Origin of the sequence: Aeromonas sp., from assembly GCF_051657805.1 — a bacterium.
Taxonomy (GTDB): domain Bacteria; phylum Pseudomonadota; class Gammaproteobacteria; order Enterobacterales; family Aeromonadaceae; genus Aeromonas.
Genome location: NZ_JBOFLJ010000021.1, coordinates 1 through 12,072, shown reverse-complemented (window position 1 = coordinate 12,072; position 12,072 = coordinate 1). Strand labels below are relative to the sequence as shown.

Annotated in this window: 10 protein-coding genes; all 10 read left to right on the top strand. The window is 59.7% G+C overall.

What is annotated here, in order from left to right:
* Positions 1–253 precede the first annotated feature (253 nt).
* The 10 genes from sdhC (at position 254) to ACRCYW_RS07285 (ending at position 11,578) form a co-directional block, all read left to right on the top strand.
* A complete protein-coding gene (gene sdhC, locus ACRCYW_RS07330; protein WP_438549471.1) occupies positions 254–643 on the top strand; it encodes a succinate dehydrogenase cytochrome b556 subunit in 390 nt (129 codons plus the stop codon).
* Positions 637–981 (top strand): succinate dehydrogenase, hydrophobic membrane anchor protein, encoded by a 345-nt coding sequence (gene sdhD, locus ACRCYW_RS07325; RefSeq protein WP_438549470.1) that lies wholly within the window; start codon positions 637–639, stop codon positions 979–981. The genes sdhC and sdhD overlap by 7 nt, the downstream gene beginning before the upstream one ends.
* A gap of 1 nt (position 982) precedes the next feature.
* Positions 983–2,749: a succinate dehydrogenase flavoprotein subunit gene (gene sdhA / locus ACRCYW_RS07320; protein WP_438549469.1), complete on the top strand. Its 1,767-nt coding sequence runs from the start codon at positions 983–985 to the stop codon at positions 2,747–2,749.
* Positions 2,750–2,766: 17 nt separating this feature from the next.
* Complete coding sequence (locus ACRCYW_RS07315; protein WP_438549468.1) at positions 2,767–3,483, top strand: succinate dehydrogenase iron-sulfur subunit; 717 nt, start codon at positions 2,767–2,769, stop codon at positions 3,481–3,483.
* 120 nt (positions 3,484–3,603) lie between these two features.
* Positions 3,604–6,414 (top strand): 2-oxoglutarate dehydrogenase E1 component, encoded by a 2,811-nt coding sequence (gene sucA, locus ACRCYW_RS07310; RefSeq protein WP_438549467.1) that lies wholly within the window; start codon positions 3,604–3,606, stop codon positions 6,412–6,414.
* A gap of 85 nt (positions 6,415–6,499) precedes the next feature.
* Complete coding sequence (gene odhB / locus ACRCYW_RS07305; protein WP_438549466.1) at positions 6,500–7,693, top strand: 2-oxoglutarate dehydrogenase complex dihydrolipoyllysine-residue succinyltransferase; 1,194 nt, start codon at positions 6,500–6,502, stop codon at positions 7,691–7,693.
* Positions 7,694–7,910: 217 nt separating this feature from the next.
* Positions 7,911–9,077: an ADP-forming succinate--CoA ligase subunit beta gene (sucC, locus tag ACRCYW_RS07300; RefSeq protein WP_106886993.1), complete on the top strand. Its 1,167-nt coding sequence runs from the start codon at positions 7,911–7,913 to the stop codon at positions 9,075–9,077.
* A complete protein-coding gene (gene sucD, locus ACRCYW_RS07295) occupies positions 9,077–9,949 on the top strand; it encodes a succinate--CoA ligase subunit alpha (protein ID WP_438549465.1) in 873 nt (290 codons plus the stop codon). Before sucC ends, sucD begins: the two co-directional genes overlap by 1 nt.
* Before the next feature lie 123 nt (positions 9,950–10,072).
* Complete coding sequence (locus tag ACRCYW_RS07290; protein ID WP_438549464.1) at positions 10,073–10,540, top strand: GNAT family N-acetyltransferase; 468 nt, start codon at positions 10,073–10,075, stop codon at positions 10,538–10,540.
* Between the two features lie 582 nt (positions 10,541–11,122).
* Positions 11,123–11,578, top strand: coding sequence for a YcgN family cysteine cluster protein (locus ACRCYW_RS07285; protein WP_438549463.1), 456 nt, complete (start codon positions 11,123–11,125; stop codon positions 11,576–11,578).
* Positions 11,579–12,072: the final 494 nt, after the last annotated feature.

Genomic DNA, 12,072 nt, shown 5'->3' with positions numbered 1-12,072 from the left:
TCGTTGTGAGATCTGGTTTACGGTTTTGGGTTTTCTGTGTAGCTAATTGATTGTCATTGGTTAAGGCCGCCGATATACTGCGCCACGTGGGTGATGGTCGTCGGTGTTTGAAACGCTTTCGCAAAGCCAGATGTGATATTGAAAATGTTATTTTTGGCTTTCCTGAGTTGTTTTGGTAACAAAAACCTAACAAATGCCACTCCTAGCCCTCAAAGCGTGTAAAAACAATAACTAACGTGCTCAATGGAGCTGAGTGGGCAAAGCCGTGAAAAACAAACAGAGACCTGTAAACCTCGACCTACAGACGATCAGCTTTCCTGTCACCGCCATCGCTTCCATCTTGCATCGTGTCTCAGGGGTCATCACCTTTGTGGCGCTTGCCATCTTGCTGTGGATGCTTGGTACTTCACTCGCCTCTCCCGAAGGATTTGAATCGGTCGTTGCCATCATGGACAACTTCCTGGTCAAGTTCGTGCTGTGGGGGATCCTGACTGCGCTGGCTTACCACATAGTGGGCGGTCTGCGTCACCTGGTCATGGACATGGGGCATTGGGAAGAGCTGGAATCCGGTAATCAGAGTGCCCGGGTGGGCTTCGTGATCACAGCGGTTCTGGCGGTATTGGCGGGGGTACTGGTATGGTAACCAATTCTGCAACTTTCGGGCGCAGCGGTGTTCATGACTACATCCTGATCCGCGCCACCGCCCTCATCATGACGGCCTACGTCCTCTATCTGGTGGGTTTTGTCGCCATCAATGACATCACCTACGAGGTGTGGACCGGCTTCTTCGCAAAAACCTTCACCAAGGTCTTCACCCTGCTGACGCTGGTCTGCGTCCTGATCCACGCCTGGATCGGTCTGTGGCAGGTGCTGACCGACTATATCAAACCGGTGGGACTGCGCGGTGCACTGCAATTTGCACTGGTGGTGGTGCTGTTTGTCTATCTGATGACTGGTTTCGTCGTGCTGTGGGGTGTGTAAGGTGACTATTCCAACTCGTGAATTTGATGCGGTCGTGATCGGTGCCGGTGGCGCCGGTATGCGCGCCGCGCTGCAGATTGCCCAGTCCGGCAAGAGCTGCGCACTGCTTTCCAAGGTTTTCCCGACTCGTTCCCACACCGTATCCGCCCAGGGCGGCATCACGGTCGCCCTGGGCAATGCCCACGACGACAACTGGCAGTGGCACATGTATGACACCGTCAAGGGCTCCGACTACATCGGTGACCAGGAAGCGATCGAATACATGTGCAAGACGGGCCCGGAAGCCGTCTATGAGCTGGAGAACATGGGTCTGCCCTTCTCCCGCTTCGACAACGGCGCCGTCTATCAGCGCCCGTTCGGCGGTCAGTCCAAGAACTTCGGCGGTGAGCAGGCGGCCCGTACCGCGGCCGCGGCCGACCGGACCGGCCATGCCCTGCTGCATACCCTGTATCAGCAGAACGTCAAGAACAAGACCACCGTCTTCTCCGAGTGGTATGCGCTGGATCTGGTGAAGAACCAGGACGGCCACGTCGTCGGCTGTACCGCCATCGATATGGAAAGCGGTGAGGTCGTCTACTTCAAGGCCAAGGCCACCGTGCTGGCCACCGGCGGCGCCGGTCGCATCTATCAGTCCACCACCAACGCCCATATCAACACCGGTGACGGTGTCGGCATGGCGCTGCGCGCCGGTGTGGGCGTGCAGGACATGGAGTTCTGGCAGTTCCACCCCACCGGCATCGCCGGGGCAGGGGTGCTGGTGACCGAGGGTTGCCGCGGTGAAGGCGGCTATCTGCTGAACAAAGACGGCGAACGCTTCATGGAGCGTTATGCGCCGAACGCCAAGGACCTGGCCGGTCGCGACGTGGTGGCCCGCTCCATCATGATCGAGATCCGCGAAGGCCGCGGCTGCGACGGCCCCTGGGGCCCGCACATCAAACTCAAGCTGGATCACCTCGGCAAAGAGGTGCTGGAATCCCGTCTGCCGGGGATCTGCGAGCTGTCTCGCACCTTCGCCCACGTGGATCCTGTCAAGGAACCCATTCCCATCATCCCGACCTGCCACTACATGATGGGGGGCGTGCCGACCAGCGTGAACGGCCAGTGCCTGACTCAGGACAAGGACGGCAACGACGTGCCCGTGGTCGGTCTGTTCGCGGTGGGCGAGATCGCCTGCGTCTCCGTGCACGGCGCCAACCGCCTGGGGGGCAACTCCCTGCTGGATCTGGTGGTGTTCGGTCGTGCCGCCGGCATGCACCTGGTGGAGACCCTGGGCTCGATGGAACACGGCCGCGAGGCCACCGAGGCCGAGGTCGCCAAGGCCCTCGAGCGCTTCAACCGCTGGGAGTCCAACCGTGATGGGGAAGACCCGGCCCAGATCCGCAAGGACTTGCAGCGCTGCATGCAGAACAACTTCTCCGTATTCCGGGAAGGGGACGCCATGGCAGAGGGGCTGGCCGAGCTCAAACTCATCCGCGAGCGCCTGAAGAATGCCCGCCTGGACGACACCTCCAGGGAGTTCAACACCCAGCGCATCGAGTGCCTGGAGCTGGACAACCTGATGGAGACGGCCTATGCCACCGCGGTGGCGGCGAACTTCCGTACCGAGAGTCGCGGTGCTCACAGCCGATTCGACTTCCCGGATCGCGACGACGAGCAGTGGCTGTGCCATAGCCTCTACCACCCGGACACCGAGTCCATGACCCGTCGCGCTGTCAACATGTCTCCGAAAACCCGTGAGGCATTCCCACCCAAGGTGCGGACTTACTGATTGCGGAGCCAAATACAATGAACGTCACATTCTCTGTTTACAGATACAACCCGGATGTTGATAACGTCCCATACATGAAGGATTATCACCTTGATATTCCTGAAGGTTCCGACATGATGGTGCTCGACGCACTGATCCAGCTGAAAGAGCTGGATCCCACCCTCGCCTTCCGCCGCTCCTGCCGCGAAGGGGTCTGTGGATCCGACGGCGTCAACATGAATGGCAAGAACGGTCTTGCCTGCATCACCCCGCTCTCCGATCTCTTGAAGAAGGGCAGCAAGGTCGTCATTCGCCCCTTGCCCGGCCTGCCGGTGATCCGAGATCTCGTGATCGACATGACCCAGTTCTACACCCAGTGGGAGAAGGTCAAACCCTTCCTCATCAACGATGAGAAACTGCCGCCCGTGCGTGAGCACCTGCAATCCCCCGAAGAGCGCGCCAAGCTGGATGGTCTGTACGAGTGCATTCTGTGCGCCTGCTGCTCCACCTCTTGCCCCTCCTTCTGGTGGAACCCGGACAAGTTCATCGGCCCGGCCGGTCTGCTCGCCGCCTATCGCTGGCTGGCGGACAGCCGCGACACCGCGGCTGCCGAACGTCTGGGTAACCTGGACGACGCGTTCAGCGTGTTCCGCTGCCACGGCATCATGAACTGCGTGAACGTCTGTCCCAAGGGCTTGAACCCGACCAAGGCCATCGGTCAGATCAAGTCGATGCTGCTCAATCGGGCCGTGTAGTACCAGGGCCGGGCGTCACACGCCGGGCCCGACCTCTGGATAGCCATCCAGCCACATGCAGGATGGCTATTTGAACCCTACAAGCTGCGTTGCAGCGAACAAGATGTACAAGGGATAGAAATGCATAACGGCGTGATGAAGGCCTGGTTGGAGTCATCTCACCTGGCTGGTGCGAATGCAAGCTACATTGAGGATTTGTACGAATCCTTCCTGGAAAACCCCGACTCCGTCGCCGACGAGTGGCGCAGCCTGTTTGAACAGCTGCCCCAGGTCAATGGTCATGCGGTCGACCAACCCCATTCCCAGGTTCGCGACTATTTCCGCCGCCTGGCCAAGGACACCTCCCGTTACAGTGCCCCCGTCAGCGATCCCCAGGTGGATGCCAAGCAGGTGCGGGTACTGCAGCTGATCAACGCCTTCCGTTTCCGTGGCCATCAAAACGCCAATCTGGATCCGCTCGGCCTCTGGGATCGTGAAACCGTTGCCGAACTGGATCCCGCCTTCCATGGTCTGCAAGGGGCCGACATGGAAGCCACCTTCAACGTGGGTTCTTACGCCATCGGGCGCGAGACCATGGTGCTTTCGGATCTCTACGCCTCGCTCAAGAAGACCTACTGCAGCAGCATAGGTGCCGACTACATGCACCTCACCTCCACCGAGGAGAAGCGCTGGCTGCAAGACAGGCTGGAATCGATAGAAGCCCACGGCAACTACAACCTGGAGGAGAAGACCCGTTTCCTCGAGAGTCTGACCGCCGCCGAAGGGCTGGAAAAATACCTGGGGGCCAAGTTCCCCGGCGCCAAGCGCTTCTCCCTGGAAGGGGGGGATGCCATGGTGCCCATGCTGAAAGAGTTGATACGCCGCGCCGGTGAGCAGGGCTGCAAAGAAGCCGTCATCGGCATGGCCCACCGGGGCCGCCTGAACGTGCTGATCAACGTGCTCGGCAAACGCGCCCAGGACCTGTTCGACGAGTTCGCCGGCAAGCATGGCGAGTCCTGGGGCACAGGGGACGTGAAGTACCACATGGGCTTCTCCTCCGACTTCGCTACCCCGGGTGGCAACGTTCACCTGGCGCTCGCCTTCAACCCGTCGCACCTCGAGATCGTCAACCCCGTGGTTATCGGCTCCGTGCGTGCCCGTATGGACCGCCGCGGTGACAAGGATGGCTCCAGCGTTCTGCCCATCACCATCCACGGTGACTCCGCCATGGCGGGGCAGGGTGTGGTGGCCGAGACCTTTAACATGTCCCAGACTCGCGCCTATGGTGTCGGCGGGACTGTGCGTATCGTCATCAACAACCAGGTCGGTTTCACCACCTCTTACATCCGTGACCTGCGCTCCACCGAGTATTGCACCGACATTGCCAAGTCCGTGCAGGCCCCCGTGCTGCACGTCAACGGGGATGACCCGGAAGCCGTGGTGCTGGTGACCCAGATCGCCCTGGATTATCGCAACACCTTCAAGCGCGACGTGGTCATCGAGCTGGTCTGCTACCGTCGTCACGGTCACAACGAGGCGGATGAGCCGAGTGCGACCCAGCCCTTGATGTACCAGAAGATCAAGCAGCACCCGACCCCGCGCAAGATCTACGCCGATCAGCTGATCGCCGAGGGCAGCATAGCCCCCGAGCTCGCGACTACCCTGGTCAACGAGTACCGCGACACCTTGGATCGGGGGGAGCGGGTGAGCAAGGAGTGGCGCCCCATGGAGCTGCACTCCGTGGACTGGACGCCCTATCTGGGTCACGACTGGGCCATGCCCTATGACAGCACTGTGCCCATGGATCACCTGAAGTCACTGGGTGAGCGCATCAGCCAGTACCCGGCGACCCATGTGCTGCAGCGCCAGGTCGAGAAGATCTACGAAGACCGCCGCCTGATGGCCGCCGGCGACAAGCTGGTGGACTGGGGCTTTGCCGAGACCCTGGCCTACGCCACCCTGGTGGACAAGGGCTCCCGCATCCGCTTCACCGGGGAAGACTCCGGCCGCGGCACCTTCTTCCATCGCCACGCCGTGCTGCACAGCCAGACCGATGCCAGCACTTATACCCCGCTGTGCAACCTGCACGACGAGCAGGGGCCGTTCGAGGTGTACGATTCCGTGCTGACCGAGAACGCGGTCCTGGCGTTCGAATACGGCTACGCCAGCGCCGAGCCGGCCGGCCTCACCATCTGGGAAGCCCAGTTCGGCGACTTCGCGAACTGCGCCCAGGTGGTGGTGGATCAGTTCCTCTCCTCCGGCGAGCAGAAGTGGGGCCGGATGTGTGGCCTGACCATGTTGCTGCCGCACGGTTACGAGGGGCAGGGCCCGGAGCACTCCTCCGCCCGCCTCGAGCGCTATCTGCAGATGTGCGCCCAGCACAACATGCAGGTGTGCGTGCCGTCCACCCCGGCTCAGGTATTCCACATGCTGCGCCGCCAGGTGGTGCGCCCCATGCGCCGTCCGCTCATCGTGATGACGCCGAAATCCCTGCTGCGCCACCCGCTGGCGGTGAGCAAGCTCGACGAGCTGGCCGAGGGGACCTTCCAGAACGCCATCGGCGAGATCGATGCGCTGGATCCCAAGGCGGTCAAGCGCGTGGTGTTCTGCTCCGGCAAGGTCTACTACGACCTGCTCGATGCCCGTCGCAAGGCTGAGCAGCAGGACGTGGCCCTGGTGCGGATCGAGCAGCTCTACCCCTTCCCGGAGGAAGAGGTGCGCGCCATCCTGGCCGACTACGCCCATGTCACCGACTTCGTCTGGTGTCAGGAAGAGCCGCAGAACCAGGGCGCCTGGTACAGCACCCGTCATCACTATGACAGCGTGCTGCCAAGCCATGCCCGCCTGCGCTATGCCGGTCGCCCGGCCTCGGCTTCACCGGCCGTCGGCTACATGTCCGTCCACACCAAGCAGCAGAAAGCCCTGGTGGAAGACGCCCTCACGCTGGAATAAACGAGTCATGGATGAGAGGGGTGCCAAGCCCCTCTCTGAGCTGGAACAAGCCTGCTGGCCAAGAAGTAAACAAGGAACTGAATAGATGACTATCGAGATCAAGGTACCGGACCTGCCCGAATCAGTGGCAGATGCCACCATCGCGACCTGGCACAAGAAACCGGGTGATCTGGTTGCCCGTGACGAAGTGTTGGTCGACATCGAAACCGACAAGGTCGTGCTGGAAGTCCCGGCGCCGGAAGCCGGCGTCCTGGGGGACATCCTGCAGGCGGAAGGGGCGACCGTGCTCTCCCGTCAGCTGATCGCCATGCTCAAGGCCGCCCCCGTGGCCGGTGAAGAGACCAAGGAGAAGCCGGTGGAAGCCGCGGCCGACGACAGCACCGACGGCATGAGCCCGTCCGTGCGCCGCCTGGTGGCCGAGCACTCCATCGACGTCGCCAAGCTGACCGGCACCGGCAAGGGTGGTCGCGTCACCAAGGAAGACGTGGAAGCCTTCATCAAGAACCTGGGCAAGGCCCCCGTGGCTGCGCCGGTCGCCGCCGCCCCCGTAGTTGCCGCTCCGGTGGCCCCGCTGGCCGGTCGCACCGAGAAGCGCGTGCCCATGACCCGTCTGCGCAAGCGCATCGCCGAGCGTCTGCTGGAGGCCAAGAACACCACCGCCATGCTGACTACCTTCAACGAGATCAACATGGCGCCCATCATGAAGCTGCGCAAGCAGTACGGCGAGATCTTCGAGAAGAAGCACGGCATCAAGCTCGGCTTCATGTCCTTCTACGTGAAGGCGGTTGTCGAGTCCCTGAAGCGCTACCCGGAAGTGAACGCGGCGCTGGATGGCGATGACATCGTCTACCACAACTACTTCGACGTCAGCATCGCCGTCTCCACCCCCCGTGGTCTGGTGACCCCTGTGCTGCGCGATTGTGACAACATGAGCCTGGCCGACATCGAGAAGGCCATCAAGGATCTGGCGGGCAAGGGCCGTGACGGCAAGCTGACCGTGGACGAACTGACCGGCGGCAACTTCACCATCACCAACGGTGGCGTGTTCGGCTCCCTGATGTCCACCCCCATCATCAACCCGCCGCAGAGCGCCATCCTGGGGATGCACAAGATCCAGGACAGACCCATGGCGGTGGATGGCAAGGTCGAGATCCTGCCGATGATGTACCTGGCCCTCTCCTACGACCACCGCATCATCGACGGTCGCGAGTCCGTGGGCTTCCTGGTCTCCATCAAGGAGCTGCTGGAAGATCCGACCCGTCTGTTGCTGGACGTCTAAGGGCAGTGGCCGGATGGGCAAGCCCCGGGCTTGGCTAATCCGGCCATGCGACAGGATGTCCTAGGGGCAGGGGAGGTCGGCCCTTGCTGGCAAGCGCCCCTGCCTTCGAGTACCCGAGCGAAATCAGAAAGATAACCGGGGCCCCCGAGGCCCTTTCACAGGGGATTGAGAAACACGAGCCCCGGACGGAAATACCTACAACACGGATAGAGCATCTATGAATCTGCATGAATATCAGGCAAAACAGCTGTTTGCCGAGTATGGCCTGCCGGTCTCCGAAGGTTATGCCTGTGCTACCCCGCAGGAAGCGGCCGAAGCGGCCGACAAGATTGGCGGCAACACCTGGGTCGTCAAGTGCCAGGTCCACGCCGGTGGCCGCGGCAAGGCGGGCGGCGTCAAGCTGGCCAAGAGCAAGGACGAGATCCGTGCCTTCGCCCAGAACTGGCTCGGCAAGAACCTGGTGACCTATCAGACTGACGCCAACGGTCAGCCGGTCACCAAGATCCTGGTGGAATCTTGCACCGACATCGCCAAGGAACTGTACCTGGGCGCCGTGGTCGATCGTGGCAGCCGCCGCGTGGTCTTCATGGCCTCTACCGAAGGTGGCGTGGACATCGAGAAGATTGCCCACGAGACCCCGGAACTCATTCACAAGGCGGCCATCGATCCGCTGGTGGGCCCGCAGGCTTACCAGGCACGCGAGCTGGCCTTCAAGCTGGGTCTGGTCGGCGATCAGATCAAGCAGTTCACCAAGATCTTCATGGGCCTGGGCCAGATGTTCCTGGATTGCGACTTCGCACTGCTGGAAATCAACCCCCTGGTCATCACCGACAAGGGCAACCTGCACTGCCTGGACGGCAAGATCAACATCGATGCCAACGCCCTGTACCGTCAGCCCAAGCTGCGTCAGATGCACGATCCCTCCCAGGATGACCCCCGCGAAGCGCATGCCGCCCAGTGGGAGCTGAACTATGTGGCACTCGATGGCAACATCGGCTGCATGGTCAACGGCGCGGGTCTGGCCATGGGTACCATGGACATCGTCAACCTGCACGGCGGCTCACCGGCCAACTTCCTGGACGTCGGCGGCGGCGCCACCAAGGAGCGCGTGACCGAGGCCTTCAAGATCATCCTGTCTGACAGCAAGGTACAAGCCGTGCTGGTCAACATCTTCGGCGGTATCGTGCGCTGCGACATGATCGCGGAAGGCATCATAGGTGCCGTTAAAGAAGTCGGGGTGAAAGTGCCCGTGGTGGTGCGCCTGGAAGGCAACAACGCCGAACTGGGTGCCCGTAAACTGGCCGACAGCGGCCTCAACATCATCGCAGCAACGAGTCTGACCGACGCCGCGCAGCAAGTGGTCAAAGCAGCGGAGGCCAAATAATGAGCGTTCTGATCAACAAAGACACCAAGGTGATCTGCCAGGGCTTCACCGGCGGTCAGGGTACCTTCCACTCCGAACAGGCGATTGCCTACGGCACCCAGATGGTCGGCGGCGTCTCCCCGGGCAAGGGTGGCACCACCCACCTGGGCCTGCCGGTGTTCAACACCGTCCGTGACGCGGTCGAAGTGACCGGCGCCACCGCCTCCGTCATCTATGTTCCGGCCCCGTTCTGCAAGGACGCCATCCTGGAAGCCATCGATGCCGGCATCAAGCTCATCGTCACCATCACCGAAGGCATCCCGACCCTGGACATGCTGCAGGTCAAGGTGAAGCTGCAGGAAACCGGCGTGCGCATGATTGGTCCGAACTGCCCGGGCGTCATCACCCCGGGTGAGTGCAAGATTGGCATCATGCCAGGTCACATCCACAAACCGGGCAAGGTGGGGATCGTCTCCCGCTCTGGTACCCTGACCTACGAAGCGGTCAAGCAGACCACGGACGAGGGCTTCGGCCAGTCCACCTGCGTCGGCATCGGTGGCGACCCGATCCCGGGCTCCAACTTCATCGACATCCTGGAGATGTTCCAGAAGGATCCTGCGACCGAAGCCATCGTCATGATCGGCGAGATCGGCGGCAGTGCCGAAGAAGAAGCGGCGGCCTACATCAAGGCCCACGTCACCAAGCCGGTGGTCTCCTACATCGCGGGCGTCACCGCCCCGGCTGGCAAGCGTATGGGTCATGCGGGCGCCATCATCGCCGGTGGCAAGGGCACCGCGGCCGAGAAATTTGCCGCCCTGGAAGATGCCGGCGTGAAAACCGTGCGCTCCCTGGCCGATATCGGCAAGGCCCTGCGTGAAGTAACCGGCTGGTAAATTTGCCTGTTATCTCTGATAGAAAAAAGCCGCCCTAGGGCGGCTTTTTTATTTCTAATAATTTGACATCATTATCCATTCTCGTGAATCTAAGAATATTGTGTATCTTGGCAAAGAGGATATATGGAGATTTCATTGCTTGCGGATCATCCGCATGATGTATCGATAATAGTCGGCTGGTATTTCGATGAATGGGCTTCTCAGGTGCCCGGCGTTACGAAAGAGATGGTACGTAAAAAGATTGAAGTCAAAACTTTAAATAGAGATATCCCATTTAGCTTGGTCGCGCATGACGATAGAGAACTGGTTGGAACATTGGAGCTGAAAATCCAGGAAAATAAAAACTACCCTGAATACGAGTTCTGGATCGGTGGTATCTATGTTCCAACGGCGCACCGTAGAAAAGGCATCGCAAAAAAAATGATGAATGTCGCCAGGGACATGGCCGTTTCCCGTGGTGTTGTGACACTGTACTTGCAGTGCGAAACACATAATGTTGACTTCTATCGTGACCAAGGCTTCAACACAATACATAAATCAACCCACGGTCACTGGGAAACGACCATCATGGTATGGCACGCGGCTGTATAAAAATGGTTGAAAGGGTAGGTCGCTAGATGGACTACATTTGGCCGACCTGATTGAGAGGGTTTACAGTCATTGGTTATTCGTATTGAATGGCCTTAGGTTACAAGCCTGCGTTTGATATCGTACTGTTAGAGTCAATGCTGTGATTCACCACGGAAGTTTCCCTGTTTCCAGGCAAATAAAAACCCGTTAATTAACATCATCACGTTCGATTATGTCAACCAATCTGCTTGCGGATTGCTCCGGTGTCAGCATTGCATCGGTAGGGGTCATTTTGGTGAGCGGTGCCCCGGGAGGAACCGAGATCACTTTTATACCCATGCTCTCTAAATCATCCGCCATGCAGAACTGTAGGTTCGATTAGCGAAGCGTAATCGGATGTTCGCGTGATTGGACCTCATAACGAACAAGAAATCCATCTCGCATGTTGGGCTGTACAGGCTCAGTCACAACCTACATGAAGTGGCAGGTGTTGACTCTGTAGCGCGAAGTCCACGTTTGCCAGAGACAGCCGCCAACCTTGAAAAATCGGGCCAAAAAGCGTATAACCACGCGCTTGTCAGTGTATTGAGTGAGCCAATTTTTATGCAGCAGAGTGAACCCGTGCAGACCGCCCCCTTTTGGCAGGCGAAGAGCCTGCAGCAGATGACCATGAGTGAGTGGGAGTCCCTGTGCGATGGCTGCGGCAAGTGCTGCCTGAACAAGCTCATCGACGAGGACACCGAGGAGCTGGTGTTCACCAACGTGGCCTGCAACCTGCTCAATACCAAGACCTGTCAGTGCTCCGACTACGGCAACCGCTTCAAGAAAGAGCCGGACTGCCTGCAGATAACCTATGACAAGATAGCCGAGTACGACTGGCTGCCGTCGAGCTGCGCCTATCGCCTGCTGGCGGAAGGGGATACCCTGCCTGCCTGGCATCCCCTGATCACCGGCAGCCGCAGCGCCATGCATCAGGCCGGTCAGTCGGTGCGCGGCAAGGTAGTCCACGAGGCGCAGGCTGGAGATTGGGCCGACCATATCATTACCTGGGCGAGCTAAGCCTTAAACCACCGTTTATTGCTTACTACAGGGGCAGGGGAGTGGGACTCCGCTGCCCCTGTTGTTTTTGGCATATAAGTGATCAGTTTTTTGCGATAAAGGCAGTTTGAAACTTCATGGTGAGATGAAAGCATCGTGAAGTCGTGAGAGGTCGCCTCTAACGCCGCCAGTCCCCATTCAATCGCATCCATGACAAAGGGCAGCAGAGTTCACACTCTGCTGCCCTTGTTGCTTTCTGGCGCTTGCTAGCGATGTAGAGTGGTTTCCCCTCACCCTGGCCCTCTCCCAAGGGGAGAGGGAATGGATCTAGGCTGCTATGCAAAGCCCTTGGTGGTCTAGCATGGTTCTGTTCTGCTTTCCTGAGTACCTGAGTACCTGAGTACCTGAGTACCTGAGTACCTGAGTACCTGAGTACCTGAGTACCTGAGTACCTGAGTACCTGAGTACCTGAGTACCTGAGTACCTGAGTACCTGAGTACCTGAGTACCTGAGTA

Coding starts and splice junctions, on each gene's coding strand:
- ACRCYW_RS07285 (WP_438549463.1), top strand. CDS start 11,123: ATGCAGCAGAGTGAACCCGTGCAGACCGCCCCCTTTTGGCAGGCGAAG.
- sucD (WP_438549465.1), top strand. CDS start 9,077: ATGAGCGTTCTGATCAACAAAGACACCAAGGTGATCTGCCAGGGCTTC.
- sdhD (WP_438549470.1), top strand. CDS start 637: ATGGTAACCAATTCTGCAACTTTCGGGCGCAGCGGTGTTCATGACTAC.
- odhB (WP_438549466.1), top strand. CDS start 6,500: ATGACTATCGAGATCAAGGTACCGGACCTGCCCGAATCAGTGGCAGAT.
- ACRCYW_RS07315 (WP_438549468.1), top strand. CDS start 2,767: ATGAACGTCACATTCTCTGTTTACAGATACAACCCGGATGTTGATAAC.
- sucA (WP_438549467.1), top strand. CDS start 3,604: ATGCATAACGGCGTGATGAAGGCCTGGTTGGAGTCATCTCACCTGGCT.
- ACRCYW_RS07290 (WP_438549464.1), top strand. CDS start 10,073: ATGGAGATTTCATTGCTTGCGGATCATCCGCATGATGTATCGATAATA.
- sucC (WP_106886993.1), top strand. CDS start 7,911: ATGAATCTGCATGAATATCAGGCAAAACAGCTGTTTGCCGAGTATGGC.